The organism is Streptomyces coeruleofuscus (assembly GCF_039532725.1).
Taxonomy (GTDB): domain Bacteria; phylum Actinomycetota; class Actinomycetes; order Streptomycetales; family Streptomycetaceae; genus Streptomyces; species Streptomyces coeruleofuscus.
Window position 1 is genome coordinate 808,607 of the sequence record NZ_BAAASE010000001.1, and the last position, 20,656, is coordinate 829,262.

The 20,656-nt window shown below is 71.9% G+C and carries 18 protein-coding genes; 9 read left to right on the top strand and 9 right to left on the bottom strand.

Annotation, left to right across the window (positions count from 1 at the left end; genetic code table 11):
* Nucleotides 1-88: 88 nt before the first annotated feature.
* Nucleotides 89-1,894, bottom strand: coding sequence for a 3-hydroxybutyryl-CoA dehydrogenase (locus ABFX81_RS03490; protein WP_086845693.1), 1,806 nt, complete (start codon nt 1,892-1,894; stop codon nt 89-91).
* 393 nt (nt 1,895-2,287) lie between these two features.
* Between ABFX81_RS03490 and ABFX81_RS03495 the strand changes: the two genes are divergently transcribed.
* Nucleotides 2,288-2,863, top strand: a complete 576-nt coding sequence (locus tag ABFX81_RS03495) for an adenylosuccinate lyase (protein ID WP_086845691.1) — start codon at nt 2,288-2,290, stop codon at nt 2,861-2,863.
* Nucleotides 2,864-2,865: 2 nt separating this feature from the next.
* Here ABFX81_RS03495 and ABFX81_RS03500 read toward each other — a convergent pair whose 3' ends face one another.
* The 7 genes from ABFX81_RS03500 to ABFX81_RS03530 form a co-directional block, all read right to left on the bottom strand.
* Nucleotides 2,866-3,369, bottom strand: a complete 504-nt coding sequence (locus tag ABFX81_RS03500) for a GNAT family N-acetyltransferase (RefSeq protein ID WP_086845689.1) — start codon at nt 3,367-3,369, stop codon at nt 2,866-2,868.
* A gap of 32 nt (nt 3,370-3,401) precedes the next feature.
* Nucleotides 3,402-3,800, bottom strand: coding sequence for a Rid family hydrolase (locus tag ABFX81_RS03505; RefSeq protein ID WP_086845687.1), 399 nt, complete (start codon nt 3,798-3,800; stop codon nt 3,402-3,404).
* Nucleotides 3,801-3,882: 82 nt separating this feature from the next.
* Nucleotides 3,883-4,584 carry an SDR family oxidoreductase gene (locus ABFX81_RS03510; RefSeq protein WP_086845685.1) on the bottom strand — a complete coding sequence of 234 codons (702 nt, stop codon included), beginning with the start codon at nt 4,582-4,584 and terminating at the stop codon, nt 3,883-3,885.
* 104 nt (nt 4,585-4,688) lie between these two features.
* A complete protein-coding gene (locus ABFX81_RS03515) occupies nt 4,689-5,258 on the bottom strand; it encodes a TetR family transcriptional regulator (protein WP_086845683.1) in 570 nt (189 codons plus the stop codon).
* A 46-nt stretch (nt 5,259-5,304) separates the two neighbouring features.
* The gene (locus ABFX81_RS03520) at nt 5,305-6,639 is read right to left on the bottom strand and encodes a DUF3533 domain-containing protein (RefSeq protein WP_086841070.1); all 1,335 of its coding nucleotides are present in this window, start codon (nt 6,637-6,639) and stop codon (nt 5,305-5,307) included.
* 16 nt (nt 6,640-6,655) lie between these two features.
* Nucleotides 6,656-7,753, bottom strand: coding sequence for a 4Fe-4S binding protein (locus ABFX81_RS03525; protein WP_086841072.1), 1,098 nt, complete (start codon nt 7,751-7,753; stop codon nt 6,656-6,658).
* A 126-nt stretch (nt 7,754-7,879) separates the two neighbouring features.
* The gene (locus tag ABFX81_RS03530; protein ID WP_086841074.1) at nt 7,880-8,920 is read right to left on the bottom strand and encodes an Rv2578c family radical SAM protein; all 1,041 of its coding nucleotides are present in this window, start codon (nt 8,918-8,920) and stop codon (nt 7,880-7,882) included.
* A gap of 171 nt (nt 8,921-9,091) precedes the next feature.
* On the opposite strand from ABFX81_RS03530, the gene ABFX81_RS03535 reads away from it, so the two are divergent.
* The 4 genes from ABFX81_RS03535 (at nt 9,092) to ABFX81_RS03550 (ending at nt 15,483) form a co-directional block, all read left to right on the top strand.
* Nucleotides 9,092-9,535 carry an SRPBCC family protein gene (locus tag ABFX81_RS03535; protein ID WP_086841076.1) on the top strand — a complete coding sequence of 148 codons (444 nt, stop codon included), beginning with the start codon at nt 9,092-9,094 and terminating at the stop codon, nt 9,533-9,535.
* 185 nt (nt 9,536-9,720) lie between these two features.
* Nucleotides 9,721-12,111, top strand: a complete 2,391-nt coding sequence (locus tag ABFX81_RS03540; RefSeq protein ID WP_086841078.1) for a DHA2 family efflux MFS transporter permease subunit — start codon at nt 9,721-9,723, stop codon at nt 12,109-12,111.
* Between the two features lie 144 nt (nt 12,112-12,255).
* A complete protein-coding gene (locus ABFX81_RS03545) occupies nt 12,256-14,724 on the top strand; it encodes a SpoIIE family protein phosphatase (RefSeq protein ID WP_086841080.1) in 2,469 nt (822 codons plus the stop codon).
* Nucleotides 14,725-14,757: 33 nt separating this feature from the next.
* Nucleotides 14,758-15,483: a methyltransferase domain-containing protein gene (locus ABFX81_RS03550; protein ID WP_086841082.1), complete on the top strand. Its 726-nt coding sequence runs from the start codon at nt 14,758-14,760 to the stop codon at nt 15,481-15,483.
* A 9-nt stretch (nt 15,484-15,492) separates the two neighbouring features.
* Here ABFX81_RS03550 and ABFX81_RS03555 read toward each other — a convergent pair whose 3' ends face one another.
* The gene (locus ABFX81_RS03555; protein WP_086841084.1) at nt 15,493-16,674 is read right to left on the bottom strand and encodes a sugar diacid recognition domain-containing protein; all 1,182 of its coding nucleotides are present in this window, start codon (nt 16,672-16,674) and stop codon (nt 15,493-15,495) included.
* Nucleotides 16,675-16,926: 252 nt separating this feature from the next.
* Between ABFX81_RS03555 and ABFX81_RS03560 the strand changes: the two genes are divergently transcribed.
* The 4 genes from ABFX81_RS03560 to ABFX81_RS03575 are packed head-to-tail and all read left to right on the top strand — an operon-like array spanning nt 16,927 to nt 20,646.
* Nucleotides 16,927-17,808 carry a substrate-binding periplasmic protein gene (locus ABFX81_RS03560; RefSeq protein ID WP_346137613.1) on the top strand — a complete coding sequence of 294 codons (882 nt, stop codon included), beginning with the start codon at nt 16,927-16,929 and terminating at the stop codon, nt 17,806-17,808.
* An 11-nt stretch (nt 17,809-17,819) separates the two neighbouring features.
* Nucleotides 17,820-18,575, top strand: coding sequence for an ABC transporter permease subunit (locus ABFX81_RS03565; protein WP_086841088.1), 756 nt, complete (start codon nt 17,820-17,822; stop codon nt 18,573-18,575).
* Entirely contained in the window at nt 18,572-19,366 is a 795-nt protein-coding gene (locus tag ABFX81_RS03570; RefSeq protein ID WP_086841090.1) for an ATP-binding cassette domain-containing protein, read from the top strand. Before ABFX81_RS03565 ends, ABFX81_RS03570 begins: the two co-directional genes overlap by 4 nt.
* Nucleotides 19,363-20,646, top strand: a complete 1,284-nt coding sequence (locus ABFX81_RS03575; protein ID WP_346137614.1) for an NAD(P)/FAD-dependent oxidoreductase — start codon at nt 19,363-19,365, stop codon at nt 20,644-20,646. The genes ABFX81_RS03570 and ABFX81_RS03575 overlap by 4 nt, the downstream gene beginning before the upstream one ends.
* The last annotated feature ends 10 nt before the right edge of the window (nt 20,647-20,656 follow it).

Below are 20,656 nucleotides of genomic sequence, written 5' to 3' on the forward strand. Positions count from 1 at the left end.
TCGCTGCGCGTGACCTGGTTCGTGGAGCCGGTCCGGGCCGAGCAGGCCGCCCCACTCCGCGCCGGACCGGAACCAGTCGCCGGGACCCTCAGCGCTTGGCATATTCGCGGAAGCCACGGCCCGTCTTGCGGCCGAGGCAGCCCGCGGCCACCAGGTGCTCCAGGAGCGGTGCCGGGGCGAGCCCCGGGTCGCGGAACTCGCGGTGCAGGACCTTCTCGATGGCGAGCGAGACGTCGAGCCCGACGACGTCCAGGAGCTCGAACGGGCCCATCGGGTAACCCCCGCCCAGCTTCATCGCCGCGTCGATGTCGTCGAGCGACGCGTAGTGCTCCTGCACCATCTTGATCGCGTTGTTCAGGTACGGGAAGAGCAGCGCGTTCACGATGAAGCCCGCCCGGTCCCCGCAGTCGACCGCGTGCTTCCTGATCCGGCCGCAGACCTCGCGGACCGTCGCGTGGACGTCGTCGGCCGTCAGCACCGTGCGGACGACCTCGACCAGCTTCATGGCCGGGGCCGGGTTGAAGAAGTGCATGCCGATCACGTCCTGCGGGCGCGAGGTGGCCCGGGCGCAGGCGACGACCGGCAGGGACGAGGTGGTGGTGGCCAGCACCGCGCCCGGCTTGCACACCTTGTCCAGCGCGGCGAACAGCTGCCGCTTGACCTCCAGGTCCTCGGCGACGGCCTCCACGGCCAGGTCGACGTCGGCGAAGGCGTCGTACGAGCCCGCCGGAGTGATCCGGTCCAGGGTCTGCGCGGCGGCCTCGGCGGTCATCCGGCCCTTGTCGACCGAGCGGGACAGGGACTTGCCGATGCGGGCCTTCGCGGCCTGGGCCTTCTCCTCGCTGCGGGCGGCGAGGACGACCCCGTACCCGGCCTTGGCGAAGACCTCGGCGATACCGGAGGCCATGGTGCCCGACCCCGCGACGCCGACCGAGCGGACCTCCCGGCCGGGGGCCAGGTCGCCGCCCTCCAGAGGGGTCAGCGCGTCCCGCACGACGGTGCCGCTGCCCGGCGTCTCGTACGTGTAGAACCCGCGTCCCGCCTTGCGGCCGGTCAGGCCCGCCTCGCTCAGCTGCTTGAGGATCGGCGCCGGGGCGTGCAGCCGGTCGCGGGACGCCGCGTACATCGCCTCCAGGACCGTGCGGGCGGTGTCGACCCCGATCAGGTCGAGCAGCGCCAGCGGGCCCATCGGCAGGCCGCAGCCCAGCCGCATCGCGGCGTCGATGTCCTCGCGGGAGGCGTACTTCGCCTCGTACATCGCGGCGGCCTGGTTGAGGTAGCCGAACAGCAGCCCGTCGGCGACGAACCCGGGGCGGTCGCCGACGGCGACGGGCTCCTTGCCCAGGTCGAGGGCGAGATCGGTGACCGCCGTGACGGCGGCCGGCGCGGTCAGCACCGAGGAGACGACCTCGACCAGCCGCATCGCCGGGGCCGGGTTGAAGAAGTGCAGGCCGAGCACCCGCTCAGGACGGGCCGAGTCGGCGGCGAGCCGCGTGACGGACAGGGCGTTGGTGCCGGTCGCCATGATGGTCTCGGGGCGCACGATCCCGTCCAGCTCCCGGAAGATCTGCTGCTTGATCTCGTACGACTCCGGCGCGACCTCGATGACCAGGTCGGCGTCGGCCGCGGCCCGCAGGTCGGTGGAGGTGCGGACGCGGTCCAGGATCTCCGCGCGGTCCTGCTCGGTCAGCCGCCCGCGCTCGACGCCACGGGCGGTGGAGGCCTCCAGGGCGGCGACGCACTTCGCGGCCTGGGCCTCACTGATGTCGATGCCGACGACCACGCGGCCGGCCTTGGCGAGGACCTCGGCGATGCCGGTGCCCATCGTGCCGAGGCCGACGACTGCGATGGTGCGCAGCGGGGACAGGGACGGGTCGGAAAGGGGAGTGGCCATCGCGGGACTCCTGGAATGAGGGTGACGACTTCGGAACGCGCCCGGGTGCGCCGAAGACGGACCGGCGTGAGCCGGATCCCGGGCGCACCGGGTACGTGAGGAATGCGGGTGTTGGCCGGGCTGCGAGCGCACACGCCCGGTGCCGTCGCCGCGGGCGTGCACACGCCCGGGGAACGGCGGGTCCGACCGGCCCTGTCCCGGGGCCGAGCCGTACTGCGGTACCTGAAGTACCGAACCGACTGCTCTCACGACGGCCGCGTCACCAGACCGCCGCGAGGAGATACGAGTGGGTAACTCGCTCGTCTGAGCTTAACTGGCGGGTAACGAGCGCGCCAGCCCTCGTGTTTGTGATGTACGTCCCGAGCAGCTCGCGCCGCCTCTAATCTCTGAGTCATGGACGAAGAGTTGCGATCACTCACGGAGCGCTTACGGCAGGAGTCGGGGGCGTCGCCCGCCTTCGAGCGGCTCGTGGCGACCGACGACCTCGACGCCCTGGCCGCGGTGCTGACCGAACCCGGGCAGCCCTTGTGGGCGAGGGAGCTGGCCGCCTTCCGGCTGGGACTCGCCCAGGACCGGCGGGCCTTCGAGTCCCTGGTGCTGCTGCTCAACCACCGTGATCCGCCGCGCTGCGCCTCCGCCGCCTACGCCCTCGCCCGCCTCGGCGACCCGCGCACCGCCCGCGCCGCCGCCGCCCTCGCCACCAACGAACTGCGCGTCGCCTACGCCCTCCACCCCGTCCGGCTCCTGGTCGAACTGCGCGCCCCGGAGGCGGTGCCCGCCCTGATCACCACCCTCCGGCGACGGCTGCGCCCGCACGACCCGTACCGCCGCGTGGCCCTCGCCTGCGTGGACGGGCTCGGCACGCTGGGCGACGCCCGGGCCAGACCCGTGCTGGACGAGGCCCTCGCGCATCCGGTGCTGGCGGAGGCGGCGGTGCGGGCCCTGGGGAGGATTCCGAAGCAGAGGTGAGATCAGCGGGGGAGTGCGCGTGCGTACCGCACCTCAGGGACCGTGACACCGTCCACCTCGAAGGGCTCCTCCGCGCCGTCCGCCTCGAAGCCGGCCCGTTCGTAGAAGCGGCGGGCCCGGCCGTTGCCCTTGAGGACCCACAGGAGCAGACGGCCGTGGCCCGCGGCGGTGCAGCGCGCGACGGCCTCCGCGAGCAGGGCCTGCCCCGCGCCCTGCCCCAGGTGTTCCGGATGGACGTAGATGGCGTACAACTCGGCGTCGCCGGTGACGGCTTCGCCGCCCCGGTACGGTCCGTGGCAGGCCCAGCCCACGACCTCGCCGCCGGTGTCCTCGGCGACCAGGTTCACCACGCTGCCGTCGGCCTGCGCCAGGCGCTCGCGACGACGCTCGGCGTCCTCCGCGACGCTGAGCCCGTCCAGGTACGACTGCGGTATCAGCCCCCGGTACGCGCTCTGCCAGCCGCGGATGCGGATCTCCGCGACGCGGTCGCAGTCGGCGAGCGTCATCTCCCGTACGCGAAGCACCTTTGTCGAAGAACTCACTTCGCCACCACCGCGAACCCCTCGACCTCCAGCAGGAATTCGGGCCCGACCAGCCCCGCGACCCGCACCGCCGACGCGGCCGGCAGCCGGTCGTCGGGTATGTGCTCGGCACGGGCCGCTCGGATGGCGGGCATGTGGGCCATGTCCGTGACGAAGTAGGTGAGTTTGACGACGTCGTCGAAGGTCGCCCCGGCGGCGGCCAGGCAGCGCCGGAGGTTCTCGAAGACCTGACGGGCCTGCGCCACCGGGTCACCCTCTCCGACCGGCCGGCCCTGCTCGTCGAGGGCGAGCTGCCCCGCGATCGCCACGAAACGGCCGGTGCCCATGACGACATGGCTGTACTGGGCCGCGGCGGCGACGCCGTCGGGCGCGGGAATCCTGGTCAGCTCACTCATCGGTCCATCGTGGACCATGGCACCGACGTGTGTGCTCAGAACCGGCCGCCGCCGGCTCCCGGGACCGGTTCCTTGCAAAGGCCTAGCGCTTCAGCTGGGCGTACATGGCTTCCAGGTCTGCGGACAGCTGCGACTTGATCCAGCGGGTGGTGTCGTCGGCCAGTACCTCGTGCGCCCCTGACTCGATGCCGTCGAGCGCGGCCACGGCGACGTCGCGGGGGTCGGCCTTGGGTGCGTCGATGCCCGACGTCATGTCGGTGTCCACGTAGGCCACATGGAGCCCGGTCACCGCGATGCCGCGCGGCTGCAACTCCAGGCGCAGGGAGTTGGTCTGCGACCACAGGGCGGCCTTGGAGGCGCTGTAGGGCGTGCCGTCGGCCAGCCAGGACAGAGCGGAGTGGACGTTGAGGATGTGGCCCCCACCGTTACGCTCGATGACCGGCGCGAAGGCCCGGGTGACCAGCAACGGGCCGTAGAAGTTGGTCTCCAGATCCCGGCGCACGTCGTCCATCGGGGAGTCGAGGTACGAAGCGCCGGCGGAGGCGCCGGCGTTGTTGATCAGGATGGTGACGTCCTGGGCCTGCTCGGCGGCGGCTGCCACGGATGCCGGGTCGGTGACGTCGAGGGCCAGCGCAACGGCATCGGGGTGCGTCACCGAGCGCGGGTCGCGGGCCGTGGCGTAGACCTTGCCGGCGCCGCGCGCGTAGAGCTCCTCGACCAGCACCTTGCCGATACCCCGGCTGCCTCCGGTGACGAAGACGTTGGCGCCCTTGATCGCTGTCACGACTACCTCCAGAACATGGAAAACCGATCGGTTTCACCACCGTAAACCGATCGGTTTCCTCGTGCAAGTCGTGCCAGGTCGCCCGTGTGGGCCTCCGGCGTGGATCAGCGCATGCCTGCCGCGTCGAGCAGGGTGGTCACGGTGGGGGCGACGAGCCCGGTCAGCTTGTCGGCTCCGATCCCCGCGCGGGCGCTGGCGCCGTCGAACACCAGGCTGAGCTGCCGGGCCAGCAGGTCCGGGTCGCCGGCTCCGCCCCGTTCGGCCTCGGAGCGGAAGAACTCCGTGAGGTTCGCCTTGATCCGGTGGGCCACCCGGCTCGCGGGGTGGTTCTGGTTCTTCAGCTCGATCTGAACAGCCAGGTACGGGCAGCCTCGGAACTCGGGCGTCCCCGCCTGCGACTCGACCTGCTCGAAGACGTGCAGGATCCGCTCGCGGGGCGACCGGCCGTCGTCCGCCGCGGGCAGGAGGGTCGCCACGAAGGCGGAGGCGCGCTCCTCCAGGCTCACTGCCAGCAACTCGTCCTTGCTCTCGAAGAGCTGGTAGAGGGAGCGCTTCGACACCCCCGCCGCCTTGCACAGCGCCTCGACGCCGATGCCGACACCGTCCCGGTAGGTGAGCGTGGCCGCCGCCTCCAGCAGCCGCTCTCTGGTACTTGCCTTCACCTCGGTGGTCATACCGCGAGGTTAACTCGATGTGGAGGAAATGAAAACCGATCGGTTTTCAGGGTGTGCCGGGGCGGGCGGCCCCCTGGGCCGGGACGGCGGTCTTCCCGGGCTTGGTCTCGACCGGGATGCGGTCCATCCCCGTGCGGTCGTACCAAGCGGTCACGCCGAAACCGAACAGCGCGGCCACCGCGAGGCCGGCGCCCATCATCACCCAGCCCCGGGTCAGGCCAGCGTCCGCCTGGGCGTCGTAGTAGAGGATCGAGCGGAGGCCGCCGGTGATCTGCCGCAGCGGCTCGAACTCCGCGAGGAAGCGGTAGAAGCCGGGGAGTGCCTCGATGGGGGTGGTGGCGCCGGCCGTCGGCACCGCCATCCCGATGAAGACCAGCGTGACCACCAGCATGCCGGGCGTGCCGAAGACGGCGAGGAGGGCGAGCGCGCCGATCCCGCACACCGCGATGGCGCACACCGAGTACAGCCACAGCAGCGGCAGATGGGCGGCGTCCATCCCCATGAGGCCGATCGCGCCCGCCATGACCAGGGTGCCCATCAGCGAGGACAGACCGATCATCACGGTGCTGCCGATGGCGAGGGTCTGCACCCGGGTCGCCCGGACGAGCGGGCGGTGCAGGCGCAGCGGGCCCATGTCGTTGTGGGTGTAGCCGAGGGCGTGGTCCACCTGGCCGCTGATGACATTGGCGGAGAGCATGCCGCAGACCACCAGGACGAGCGCGTAGTAGAACGCCGTCAGGCCCAGACCGCTGTGCGAGTCGAGTGGATGCCCGTCCCTGACCGTGACGGCGGCCGGGTCGGCGAGCAGGACGCGCGCCGCGACGGGGAGCTTCGCCTGCCCGGCCGCGTTCCGCGCGGTCAGTTCCTCGCCCACCTGGCGCGAGGCGCTCTCGGCCGCCTGCGTCGTCGCCGCCCGGGCCAGGCTGGAGCCCATGCTGCCGGCGGACTGGTTGGTCAGCACCGTCAGCGTCGGGCGAGCCGATGTGCCTGTGGTTCCGGTGGCCGCGGTGCTGGTGAGTGCGGTGGCCGAGGAGGAGAAGTCGGCGGGGACGACGAGCGCGCCGTACAGCCTGCCCTCGCCGAGCTCCTCCTTCATCTCCTTCTCGCCCATCACCTTCCAGTCGATCCCGCCCCCGCTCGCCGGGGACTTGATGATCGACTCGGTGATCCGCGTTCCCAGGTTGATGTGCTCGCCCCCGGCAGTGGCTCCTTTGTCGGCGTCGACCAGGCCGACGGGCAGTTTCTTCATGTGGTCGACCGGATCGATGTTGGCACCGACGTAGAGCACGGCGAACAGCAGCGCGAGGACGCCCGTGATGACGCCGTTGGTGATCCACAGAGGTCCGGCGCGCAGGACGCGGAAGGGGTGAATGCCGCTCATGACTTACTCCGGCGGATCAGGGCGTTCGCTTCGCCGGGGGCTGCCAGCCGCCGGTGACTTCCTTGACGGGCTTGTGGGGGAAGCGGCGCTGGGCGTATTCCTGCGCGGGTGAGCCCGGCAGGACGTAGAGGGTCTCCTCCTTGTCCTGGAGCGGTCGCAGCACGGTGTCCATGAACGTCTTGCGGTCCTCCAGGTACGGGCCCAGGACGTCCTCGCCGCCGGGGCAGACCGCCATGCAGTAGCCGGACTTGTAGCCGGGGGGCGAGGTCAGGCTCTGCCACATGGAGGCGCTCTCGGAGTCGGAGACCCGGGAACGGTAGTCGGCGGCGTCCTCGCTGTCGGCCACCGTCTGCGCCCAGTCGGTGAACCCGCTCATGAACTCACGGTAGTTGTGCGTGGTGCACGCCAGCGCGTCGAACGACCCGTCCTTGCTGATGGCGCCGACCGGGCAGGCGGCGACGCACAGCTTGCAGTCGATGCAGGGGTTGTAGTCCAGCGCCTGCCCGTACTTGCTCACCTCGGCGTCCACCAGGACGGTCGCCAGCAGGATGAAGTTGCCGAACTTCGGGTGGATGACGTTGCGGTGCAGGCCCATCACGCCGAGCCCCGCGGCCACCGCGACCGTCTTGTGCGCCACCACCCAGATCCGCTCGCTGGGGAAGCGGTCCATCTCCTGGGGGAAGCCGACCGAGGGATTGAGTGCGCGGTATCCGGCGTCCTGCAGTGCCTGGGTGACGCTGCGGGCGGCGTGGTTGGCCTGTTCGTCGGCCTGGTGGAACTCCTGGTTGGCCACGCTGCGGGCGGGGGACCGGCAGTTGTCGCGGTTCATCCGGAACGCCATCGCGATCAGGGTGCGGGTGCCGGGCAGTGCGGACTGCGCGTGCTCGCGCTCGCCGGCCAGGTCGGGGTGGTCCAGGCTGACAGCGGCCGCGTCGTCCGCACCGGCCGCGAGGCACAGTTCGCGCAGCCAGGCCGCGTCGATCACCGCCGGCGGGCGCGCGACGTCACCCGCCGCGCGCCGGGCGAGCAGGGCCCGCACCGACGGATGTGCGGCCAGCTTCGCCGGAAGCCTGAGTTCTGCCGACTGCTCCTCGGCGTCGCGCGCGGTAGTCATCCGACACTCCCTGGTGGGCCTCGTCGCAGCTCGCCTCCAGGGCGAGAAACCGGTCGGTTTCACCTCACTGTAAACCGATCGGTTTTCGACGCGCAAGGTCAAGCCGCCGCCGTGGGAGAAAGGCTCCTAGATGAGCGAGAGTTGAGTCGGACCGGACACCGGCGGCTCCTCGGCCGGCTCAGGGGGCCGGATCCGGCGCGGCATCCCCGCGCGCGTGGGCCCGATGCCGTACTCCTCGGCCAGTTCGTGCACCTGACGGGTGATCCGGCGCTGGTACCACTTCGGGGCGTAGGAGCCCTCCGCGTAGAGCCGCTGGTAGCGCGCCACCAGGTGCGGATGGTGCTGTTCCAGCCAGGTCATGAACCACTCGCGCGCACCGGGCCGCAGGTGCAGCACCAGCGGGGTGACGGACGTGGCGCCGGAGTCCGCTATCGCCCGCACGGTCGCCCGGAGTTGTGCCGGCTGGTCGCTGAGGAACGGGATCACCGGCGCCATCAGCACACCGCAGCCGATGCCGTGCTCGCCGAAGGTCCGTACGACCTCCAGGCGCCGCTCCGGCGCGGGCGTGCCCGGTTCGACGGTGCGCCACAGCTCCTGGTCGGTGAAGCCGACCGAGACGGAGATGCCCACATCGGTCACCTCCGCGGCCTGTTTGATCAGGTCCAGGTCGCGCAGGATGAGCGTGCCCTTGGTCAGGATCGAGAAGGGGTTCGCGTGATCGCGCAGGGCCGAGATGATGCCCGGCACCAGGCGGTAGCGGCCCTCGGCGCGCTGGTAGCAGTCCACGTTCGTGCCCATCGCGATGTGCTCGCCCTGCCAGCGGCGCGAGCCGAGCTGGCGGCGCAGCAGCTCCGGCGCGTTGATCTTGACCACGATCTGGGAGTCGAAGCCGAGACCCGTGTCGAGGTCGAGGTAGCTGTGCGTCTTGCGCGCGAAGCAGTACACGCACGCGTGTGAGCAGCCGCGATAGGGATTGACCGTCCACTGGAACGACATCCGGGAGACCGCCGGCACCCGGTTGATGATCGAGCGGGCCCGGATCTCGTGGAAGGTGATTCCACGGAACTCGGGCGTGTCGAACTGGACTGTTGTGACTGCGTCCACGCCGAACAGCGCGGAGTCGGCCCGGCTGTGTTCGGAGTCCTCTGTGAGGTTGTCCCAGCGCATGACGCCTCCTCGGTAGCACTGCTCACAGAATAGAACACATGTTCCCTTGATCGTGCGAGGGTGTTTTCCGAACGTGTTCGACCGGGTTGGGCGACCCCGATTTGGGGGGCCGGGCAGCGGGGTGGTTGGCTTGCCCCCGACCCCCGAGAACCCATGTCCTGGAGGAAAGCGATGGCGCAGGTCGAGGCCACTACGGAGCGGATCGTCGCGGCGGACGCGGAGACGGTGTTCGACGCCATCGCCGACTACAGCGGCACGCGCGCGAAGCTGCTGCCCGAGCAGTTCAGCGAGTACGAGGTCCGGGAGGGCGGTGACGGCGAGGGCACCCTCGTCCACTGGAAGCTCCAGGCCACCAGCAAGCGCGTGCGCGACTGCCTCCTGGAGGTCAGCGAGCCCACCGACGGCGAGCTGGTCGAGAAGGACCGCAACTCCTCCATGGTCACCACCTGGCGCGTCACCCCGGCCGGTGACGGCAAGTCCCGGGTCGTCGTGACCACCACCTGGACCGGCGCCGGCGGCATCGGCGGCTTCTTCGAGAAGACCTTCGCGCCCAAGGGTCTCGGCCGGATCTACGACGCGCTGCTCGCCCGGCTCGCCGCCGAGGTCGAGAAGTAGCCTCCCTCGAAACGGGAGGCCGATGCGCAGCCTCCCCAAACCGGGAATTCCCAGGGGTCGTTGTGACCCTCACCGGTTCGGGTGATCTCCCTTCGGCTCCGTCGTGTGCCGTAACTCGTCGCGCTTGCTCGTAGTTGTCGCTTTTACGCGGGAATTGTGCGGCAGCGCGACGAGGGGAGCGGTAGGTGGGCGGGATCACTCTGGCGCAGGACGAACCGGCGGTGGCACCTCCCGAACCCCCCTCCCCGCCACCGGCCCCGACCGCCGAACTGAGCCCGCGCAGGGTGCGGTTGGTCTTCGTCGCACTCATGTTGGCCCTGCTCCTCGCCGCCCTGGAGCAGATGATCGTCGCCACGGCGCTCCCGAAGATCGTCGGTGAGCTGCACGGCCTGGACCGGATGTCCTGGGCGATCACCGCCTACCTGCTCACCGCGACCGTCGGACTGCCGATCTACGGCAAGCTGGGCGACCTGCTCGGCCGCAAGGGCGTCTTCCAGTTCGCGATCGTCGTCTTCGTCGCCGGCTCCGCGCTCGCGGGCCGGGCGCAGACCATGGACCAGCTCATCGCCTTCCGGGCCCTCCAGGGCGTCGGTGCGGGCGGGCTCATGATCGGTGTCCAGACGATCATCGCGGACATCGTGCCCGCCCGGCGGCGCGGCCGCTACATGGGCCTGGTCGGCGCCGCCTTCGGACTCGCCTCCGTGGCCGGACCCCTGCTCGGCGGCTACTTCACCGACCACCTCTCCTGGCGCTGGTGCTTCTACGTCAACGTGCCCCTCGGCCTGGTCACGCTGGTCGTCGTCGCTGTCGCCCTGAAGCTCCCGAAACCGGCCGGCAAGGCCCGGCTGGACGCCCTCGGCGCGCTGCTGCTCACCGCCGCCTCCACCTGCCTGGTCCTGCTGACCAGTTGGGGCGGCACCACGTACGCCTGGGACTCGCGGATGATCCTCGGTCTCGGTGCGGGAGCGGCCGTGGCGACCGTCTGCTTCCTCGTCGCCGAGCGCTTCGCCGCCGAACCCCTCATCCCGCTGCGGCTGTTCAGGGACTCCGTCTTCAACGTCACCGGTCTGATCGGGCTGGTGACCGGAGCCGGGCTGTTCGGTGCCGCCAGCTATCTGCCGACCTACCTCCAGATGGTCGACGGCGCCTCCGCCACCGAGTCGGGCCTGCTCATGCTGCCCATGATGGCCGGCATCGTCGGCGCCTCGGTCATCGCCGGACAGCTCATCAGCCACACCGGCCGCTACAAGGCCTACCCGATCCTCGGCGGCGCCCTCTCCGTCGCCGGCATGTGGCTGCTGTCCCGCCTCGACGCCGACACGCCCCGGCTGCACTACAGCATCTGGATGGCCGTCCTCGGCGCCGGCATCGGCATGGTGATGCCGGTGCTGATCCTCGCCGTGCAGAACTCGGTGCGCCCGGCCGATCTCGACACCGCCACAAGCGCCAACAACTACTTCCGGCAGATCGGCGGCGGCGTCTCAGCCGCCGTCTTCGGCACCCTCCTCGCCGACCGGCTCGCCCACGCCCTGGCCCGCGACCTGCCCGCGCGTGCGGGCGACCGGCTCCCCGACCCCGAGTCCATCACCCCGCAGCTCGTGCACGGCCTGCCCCCGGCGCTGCGCGAGGGCTACATCGGGGCGTACGCCGACGCCATGCCGCGGATCTTCCTCTGCCTGGTGCCGGTGCTGGCCCTCGGGCTGGTCATCGCCCTCTTCCTCAAGGAGAAACCCCTGGTGTCCCACCACGCATCCGTCACCGACCCGGACACGGCGCCCGGGAGCACCCCGATCCCGCAGGCCCGCGCTGCCCACAGCGCCGGGGTTCCCGTCTGCGGCTCGGTGCAGCACCACGACGGGACCGTCGTGCCCCGCGCGGCGCTCACGCTCATCGACGTCACCGGACAGCAGACCGGGCGGGGCGCCAGCGGCGAGGACGGGCGCTACGCGCTGGCCACCCCGGGCCCCGGCGCGTACGTGCTGATCGCCGCCGCGGGCGGCCACCAGCCGCAGGCGGTCTCCGTGACCGTCGGCGAACGCCCCGTCGAACTGGACATCGTCCTGGGCGGTGCGGGGAACCTCGTCGGCAGTGTGGTCACCGCCGACGGCACCCCCGTGCGGGACGCCGGCGTCACGCTCACCAATGTGCACGGCGAGGTCGTGGCCACCACCCGCAGCGGCCGCGAGGGCGGGTACGTCATCACCGATCTGGTGGCCGGCGAGTACACCCTCGCCGCCAGCGCCCCCGCCTTCCGCCCGGCCGCGCTCCCCGTCACCGTCCAGGCCGCCCGCGAGACCCGCCGGGACATCGAACTGGCCGGCGGCGCCGTCCTGCGCGGCACCGTCCGGGCCGGCGGCGGCCGGCCCGTCGAGGACGCGCGCGTGACCCTGCTGGACGTCGCCGGCAACGTCGTCGACACGCTCACCACCGGCCCCGACGGCACATTCCGGTTCGTCGACCTGTCCTCCGGCGAGTACACCGTCATCGCCGCCGGTTACCCGCCCGTCGCCACCGTGCTCCAGGTGGCCGGGGGCGGCCGCACCGAGCGGGACCTCCAGCTCGGACACGAGGACTGAAGCCGCACGGCGCGCGGGGTCGCACGCCGGTGCGAACCCCGCGCGAGGAATTCCCGCATTGCCGCACATGGCAACCGGCGGTCGCCGTACGGTGGTGACGCTGGCACAGATCTTGCGGATCCGTGGGGAGAGAGGGCCTGGGCCATGGACCGTGGCACCGAGAGGGACACACCCGCCGGCCGCGGAGCCGGGCAGGGCGCGGTGACGGAAGCCACCGCCCCCGGCCGTGTCCCCCTGGCCGTGGTCGTCGTCGACCGCGAAGGCCTCGTGTCGCACTGGAGCAGGGGCGCACGGCGCCTGTTCGGTGTCCCCAAGGACGAGGCCATCGGCCGCGCGGCCCTCGACCTGCTCCCCGTCTCCGGCGCACTCCCCGAGGACCAGGACACCACCCCGTACGAGGCCGACGACGGACCCGGCCCCGGCCTCGAAGCGTCCCTCGACGGCGGGCTGTCCTACCCCGCGGCGGGCCGCGCCCGGCTCGGCGCACCCGGCAGTGAGCGGGTCGACGTCCTGTGGTGGGCCTACCCGCTGGTCGGCCCCGGACCCGAGCGGCTGCTCGTGCTGGCCGCCGACGGGGACGGGCTGCACGCCGGTGACACCGGCGAAGGGGGGTTCCAGCGGATAGCGCCCGGCTTCGCGCCGCACACCGACTTGCCCGGGGCGGGGGACCTCGCCCGCCGGCTGCCCGAGATCCTGCCCAGCATGAGCGTCGGCGAGAGCGCCCGCATCGTCGGGCAGGTCCTCGAACTCGGTTACCCCGTGCTGGAGTTCAGCCAGAACGACCGGGTGCCCGTCACCCCCGACTGGGGCGTCGCCCGGCGCGCCGAGCGTAAGGCACGCCGCGAGCGGGCAGCGCGGGCCCTGGCCGCCGGGGAGCCCGTGCCGCGGGAACTGCGGGACGAGGGCGAGGACCTCGAGTACGCCGCCGTCCGCGAGCGACTGGAGTTCCTCAACGAGGTCAGCGGCCGCATCGGCACCTCCCTCGACCTGTCCCGCACGATCATCGAGGTCAGCAGGGCGGTCGTGCCCCGCTTCACCGACGTCGCCGGGACCTACCTGCGGGAACAGGTCGTCGCCGGGGAGGGGTTCCCCGAGGGCGTGCCCGACACGACGACCATGTGGCACCGGGTCGCCGTCGAGCACACCGACGAACCCGGCCGCTGGGACGACGTCGTGCCCGTCGGCGAGGCCATGCCGTTCCCGGCGCACACACCGTTCTTCCAGTGCATGACGACCGGCGAACCCGTGCTCGTGCCGCGCATCAGCGAGGAGACGGGCCACGCCATCGCCGCGCAGTTCGAGAAGCGCGACATCCGGCCGCTCATCACGGGCCGCTCCATGCTGGTCGTACCCCTGAAGGCCCGCCAGGTCGTGCTCGGCTTCATGATCCTGCTGCGGCACCCGGAACGGCCCGTCTTCAACGACATGGACCGGGTCACCGGCGCGGAACTCGCCGCCCGCGCGGGCCTCGTGCTCGACAACGCGCGCATGTACACGTTCCAGGAGAACGTCGCCGAGACGCTCCAGGACAGCATGCTGCCGCACATCCCGCCCCGCATGGCCGGCTGCGACATCGCCACCCGCTATCTGCCCGGCACGCTGCTCGGGCGGGTCGGCGGCGACTGGTTCGACGCGGTGAAACTGCCCGGCGGCCGCACCGCGTTCGTCGTCGGCGACGTCATGGGCCACGGACTGAACTCCGCCGCCATGATGGGCCAGTTGCGCACGGCCGTGCAGACCATGGCCGGGCTCGACCTGCCGCCCGCCCAGCTGCTGCGCAACCTCGACGACCTCGCCCAGCGCCTCGGCGACGGCTACCTCGCGACCTGCCTGTACGCCGTCTACGACCCGATCGCGAGCGAACTGCACCTCGCCAACGCCGGTCACATCCCGCCCGTCCTGGTCCGCGCCGACGACGGGCGCAGCGAACTGCTGGACCTGCCCACCGGGGCGCCCATCGGTGTCGGCGGCGTGCCCTTCGAGGCGGTCCGGCTGCGCGTGGAGCCCGGCGACCGGCTGGTGATGTGCACCGACGGACTGGTCGAGGTACGCGGCGAGGACATCGGCGTGGGACTGGCGACCCTCTGCGCATCGGCCGCCCATCCGGCCGCCTCCATGGACGACGCCTGCGACACGATCATCCGCGCCCTCGCCGTGACGTTCTCAAAAGCGGGGCGCGGCGGCCGCAAGGACGATGTGGCGCTGCTCATGGCCCGCCTGAACGGCATCGAGCCGGACGACGTCGCCGAGTGGCGGCTCGCCCTCGACCCGGCCGAGGTCGGCCGGGCCCGCGCGGCGGTCCGCGAGCAACTGCACGACTGGAGCCTGGCCAAGCTGGCCGCGCCCGCCGAGCTCATGGTCAGCGAACTCGTCACCAACGCCGTACGGCACTCCCGCGCCCGCCCCGTCGAACTGCGCCTGGTCCGCGGCGACGCCCTGCTGTGCGAGGTGGACGACGACGACCACGAGCTGCCGACGCTGCTCGGCACGGGCCCGCTCGACGACGCCGGGCGCGGTCTGCGGATCGTCAGCACGCTGTCCCGCGCATGGGGCACCAGCCGGACCAGGACCGGCAAGACGGTCTGGTTCGAACTGACCCTGCCGCGCCGCTGAACAGCACCGCGTCGACACCCTGGGGAGTTGGGCATGAGCGTGACGAGTCGGTACCGGGAGGCCTGGGAGGGGTTCTGGCGGGAGGCGTCCGCCGAGCCGGGGGCCGTGATGTGGGACGCCGAGCCGGCCGTGACCGTCGGGCCGCATCTCGCCCTGTTCGAACCGCACCTGGCCGATCCCGCGCTGCCGCTGGTGGACCTCGGCTGCGGCAACGGCACCCAGACCCGCTTCCTCGCCGACCGCTTCCCGCGCGTCGTGGGCGCCGACCTGTCCGCCGCGGCCCTCGACCACGCCCGGCGGGCCGACCCGGCGGGGCAGGCCTCCTACCGGCAGCTGGACGCCGCCGAGAAGAGCGCGGCGCAGGCCCTGCACGCGGAGTTCGGCGACACCAACGTCTACATGCGGGGCGTACTGCACCAGTGCGAGCCGGACGACCGGCAGTCGCTGGTCGACGGGATCGCCACGCTGGTCGGCGACCGGGGCAGGGCCTTCCTCGTGGAGCTCTCGGGGGCGGCCAAGGCGGTGCTGCTGGGGCTGGCGAGCGGCCCGGCCGGTCCGCCGCCCAAGCTCGCGCCCGTGTTCCGGCACGGCCTCGCACCCGGCGAGGTCTCCGACGAAGCCGTGCCCGAATATCTGCGCTCGGCCGGTCTCACCGTCCTGGCCAGCGGTGAACTGCCGCTGGTCACCACGGAGTTCCACCCCGACGGCAGGCGTGTCGAGCTGCCCTCCAGGTGGCTGGTGGCGGGGCGTACGGCCTGAGACGGACGGTCAGCGGTCCGGGCCGCCCAGCCGGTCGGCCAGACACGCCAGGTACAGCGCCATGGCCGTCCGGTGCTCGCGCAGCGGGCGGCCGGTGAGCTGCTCGATCTTGTTCATGCGGTAGACGACGGTGTTGCGGTGGATGTGCAGCGCCGCGGACGCCCGTACGAGGTTGAATCCGCTCTCGCACCAGGCGGTGATCGTGTCGCGCAGGGCCGGCCAGTCCGGCTGCTCCCGCAGCCGCGCGGCGGTCAGGTCGAGCAGCCGGGTGCGGGCGGACTGGCTCACCGCCGTCAGGAGCTGGTGGACCCGCAGGTCGCCGATCGAGTGGACGGTGGAGCCGCCGTCCACCCGGGCGCCCAGGCGCAGCGCGTCGCACGCGTCCTGGTACGAGTCGTGCAGAGCGCCGACGGACGTGGCCGGTTCGCCGATGCCCGCGCGGGCGGTGAGCCCGTCCTGGGAGGCGATGACGTCCGTGACCCGGCGGCAGTCGGCGGCCGGCGCGTCCGCCGGGGCCCGGGCCGGGAGCCGGTGCAGGACGCCGATCCAGCCGGGGGCCGTCCCGGCGACGATGTCCTGGGGATCGGCGAAGACGTCCCGGACCGTACGCAGCAGCTCGGAGCGGACCAGCGCCACGTCCCGGGGCCTGGCGCCGCGACGGGCGCCAGGGTCGGGCACCGTCACCTCGAAGGCCACCGCGACCCGGCGCAGCCGCAGGTCGAAGCCGAGGTCGGCGGCCCGGAACATCAGGAGGTCGCCCTCCACGACCAGCGGGTCGTAGGAGGCGATGTCCGTGAGCAGCTTCTCGGCCGCCCGCTCGGCGAGCAGCCGGGAGCGCAGCATCACGGACTCCCGGATCAGGATCTCCGTCTGCCGCTTCACCAGCAGACCGAAGCGGCCCACCTGTGCGGGGGTGCCGGTGATCCCCACGGTTCCCACCGCCCGCCCGTCCGTGACCAGGGGCAGGGTGATCCCGGGCCGGACCCCGCGCAGCGACTGGGCCTGTGACGCGTTGTGCGTGGCGGGTTCCTTGGTGCGGACGACCTCGACGGACGCCTCGTGGAAGCTGCCGACGCGGCTGCTGTCGCCGCTGCCGATGACCATGCCCTCCGCGTCGGTGATCAGCACGTTGAAGCCGATGACCGCGGAGGTGTCGCCGGCGATCTCCTGCGCGAGTGACGGGCTCAGCATGGGCGATTCCTCCCGCCAGGGGCGGTCCGGGTTGGACGCACCGTACAGGGGAGGCAGGCATTCCGGCGACAAGTTCGTACGAAGTGAACGGTGACGCGCGGCGGACCTGTGCCTAGCGTATGGGCCCAATCACCTCCCCGCCGGGGGGCACCAGTGTGGTGAATCGGCGGAATCCTTCAGCACCGAGACGGAAGGCCCGGGCCGATGATCCGTGCGCGCTCGCTTGCTCTCGCTTTGTCCGCGATGCTCCTGATGTCCACCGCCGCCTGCGGCTCGGGCGGGGACGACGCCCCGAAGAACGTGTCCGCCGACACCGCCGCACTGGGCACGCTCACGCCCGGCGTCATCAAGGTGGCCGTCCAGCCCTACGCGCCCTACACCAGCGTCCAGGGCGGCAGAATCGTCGGACTCGACGGCGACATTCTCGCCTCCGCCGCCAAGAAGCTGGGCCTGAAGATCGAGCCCGAGGTGACGGACTTCGCCGGCATGCTCGCCGGGGTGCAGTCCCGCCGGGTCGACATCACCATCGGCGGCGTCGCCTGGTCCGCCGACCGGCAGAAACAGGGGCTGTTCACCGATCCGCCCTACTACTCGCCCCCGGCGATGGCCGTGCGCAGCGGCAAGACGTACAAGACGGTCGGTGACCTGGAAGGCCTGAACCTGGGCACCGTCGAGGGCTACGTCTGGGTCAAGTCCATCCAGGCCGTGCCGGGCGGCAAGCTGCACGCCTACCCCGACGCCAACGGCGTCTTCGACGACCTGGGCGCCGGCCGGGTCGATGTCGGCTTCCTCGACCCGCTGATCATCATCGCGGCGCAGAAGCAGCGCCCGGAACTGAAGATCGACACCCAGTACCTGACGCCGCCGACCGCCGCGCAGGTGAAGGCCAAGCCCGCCTACGCGTACTTCCAGCCGTACCAGACCGGCTTCTACCTGCCGAAGAAGGCCACGAAGCTGGAGCGGGCGATCTCCGCGCAGATCGACGCCATGTACGAGAACGGCGAGCTGGACAAGCTCGTCCGCAAGTACGGCGGCGACCCGAAGCAGTTCCTCGTGCCCGCCGCCGACGTCGCCACGGCCCGCCGCGGCGTGGACCGGCCCAAGGACTGGACGCCCCCGTCCATCGCCCAGTGAAAGCAGCCGCCATGTCCGGTCTCTTCGAGGTCCCCTGGTCCGACTACCGGCCCGATCTGATCTCCGCGCTCGGGCGCACCGTGTCCTACACGGTCGTCAGCTTCGCGGGTGCGGTGCTGCTCGGCCTGGCCGTGGCGCTGCTCCGGCTCAGCAAGGCCTGGCCGGCGCGTGCCCTCGCGGCCGTCTACACCGAGGTGTTCAAGAACATCCCGCTGCTCGCCATCATCTTCCTGACCTACTTCGGCCTCGCCTCGGCCGGAATCCGGCTGGACGTCTTCACGGCCGGCTGCCTCAGCCTGATCGTCTTCTACGCCGCCTACCTGTCCGAGATCTTCCGCGCCGCGATCAGCGGTGTGCACGCCGGGCAGACCGAGGCCGGCGAGGCGCTGGGTGTCGGCAGGACCGGCATCTTCGGCCACATCGTGCTGCCGCAGGCCCTCCGCCTGGCCCTGCCCGGCACCAACACCATGCTCGTCGACCTGCTCAAGTCCACCTCGCTGCTCGTCACCGTCTCCGCCGCGGAGCTGATGTCCGAGGGGCGGCTCATCACCTCGGCCACCTTCCGGGCCCTGGAGGTGTACCTGGTCATCGCGGCGATCTACTTCGCTCTCTGCTACCCGCTGTCCCAGCTGCTGTTGCTCCTGGAGCGGAAGGTCCGGTCGGGAGTGCCCCTGTCGCCGTGGCGACGGCGGCGCCTGCGGGCGGCCCGTGCCCTGCTGGCCGCCGAGCCGGCCGCCGCCGTTCCCGTGAAGGAGGTTTCCGCATGACCGAGTCAGTGGCCGCGGCGACGCCCGCCGCCCGGGCCTCCTCCCAGGCCGTCATACGGATCGAGGGGCTGTGCAAGTCCTTCGACGGCCGGCTCGTGCTCGACCGGGTGAACCTGGAGGTCGGCCGGGGCAGCATCGTCAGCGTCATCGGGCAGAGCGGGGGCGGGAAGACGACCTTGATGCGCTGCGTGAACCTGCTGGAACGCCCGGACCAAGGCACCGTCGAAGTCGCCGGTGAGGTCGTCCACCAGGGCGGCCGCATGGTCTGCCGCGACCTGCCCCGGCTGCGCCGCACGGTCGGCATGGTCTTCCAGCGGTTCCACCTGTTCCCGCACCTGACCGCCGTGGAGAACGTGGTGCTCGCGCAGCGCAAGGCGGGAGTGCCCGAAGCGCAGGCCCTGGAGCGGGCCGTGGCGCTGCTGCGCCGGGTCGGGGTGGCCCACCGCGCCCTCGCCCAGCCCGAGCAGCTCTCCGGCGGCGAACAGCAGCGCGTCGCCATCGCGCGGGCCCTCGCCCTGAGGCCCGAGGTGCTGCTCTTCGACGAGCCCACCTCCTCCCTGGACCCCGAGGCGACCCGGGAGGTGCTGAGCGTGATGCGCGAACTGGCCGCCGACGGGATGACGATGCTGCTCGTCACCCACGAACTGCCCTTCGCCCGGGAGGTGGCCGACCACGTCGTGTTCGTCGACGGCGGCCGGATCGTGGAGGAGGGCCGGCCCCAGGACGTCCTGGACACTCCCGCCGAGGCCCGCACCAGGGAGTTCCTCGCGTCGTACGGGAACGCCACATGAGCGCCGTGGCGGGTACGGCGGACCCGGTCGTCGTCGTGGGCGGCGGTGTCGTGGGGCTGTGCACCGCCTACTACCTGGCCGCCGCGGGGCTGCCGGTGGAGGTGGTCGAGCGGCGCCGGCTCGGGTCCGGGGCGTCCCGGGGCAACGCCGGCTGGGTCTGCCTCAGCCACTCGACGCCGGTGCCGGCCCCGGGCGTGGTGCGCTACGCCCTGCGCTCACTGGGCCGCCCGGACTCCCCGCTCTACCTGCGGCCGCTCCCTGATCCGGCGTTCGTACGGTGGCTGTGGCGGTTCTGGCGCAGCAGCACACCGGCCGTCTTCAAGCGCGGCTACGCGGCGGTCGCCGAGCTGAACCGCGAGACCTTCGACCTGTTCGACGGCATGCGCGGGGCCGGAGTGAACACGACGCTGACCCGGCCCGGGATGGTGCACGCCTTCCTGTCGCCGTCCGAGGCACGGCACCACCTCGCGATCCAGCGGGAGATGGCGGACGGGCACTATCCGGTGCCCGACGACATCGTCACGGGCGCCGAGGCACACCTGCTGGACGAGGCGCTCTCACCGGCCGTGCGCGCGGCCTACCTCGTCGCCGGGGAGGGGGTCGTCGACCCGGAGGCGTTCGCGCGTGCCCTCGGCGAGGCACTGGCCGCCGCGGGTGTGAAGATCCACGAGAACGCCGAGGTCACCGGGTTCCGGTCGGCGGGCGGCCGGGTCACCGCCCTGCGCACCGCCGACACCGAAACGCCCTGTTCGGCGGTCGTCGTCGCCGCCGGCATGCGCTCGCCGGATCTGCTCGGGTTCCTGGGGCACCGCCTGCCCCTCCAGGCCGGGAAGGGCTACAGCTTCTCGGTGGACCTGGATCCGGCGCCCCGGCACACGCTGTACTTCGGCGAGCGCCGGGCCGTCGCCTCACCGATCGCCGGCACCACGCGGATCGGCGGCACGATGGAGTTCAGCGGCAACAACAACCGTCTCGACTGGCGCCGTATCGCCGCGGTCGCCCTCGCGAGCCGGCACTACCTGGGCCGCTGGTTCGACGACCCGGACGACCTGGTCGGCCTGATCCGGGACCCCTGGGTCGGCGGGCGCCCGTTCCTCCCCGACGGACTCCCGGTGATCGACCGCGTCCCGGGGCACCACAACGCCTACGCCGCCACCGGCCACGGCATGCTCGGGGTCACCCTGGGCCCGGTCACCGGTCACCGGCTCGCCCAGTACGTCGCCACCGGGCGGCGGCCCGAGGCCCTCGTGCCCTTCGGCTTCGACCGGCTGCGGAGCTGAGCGCTACGCG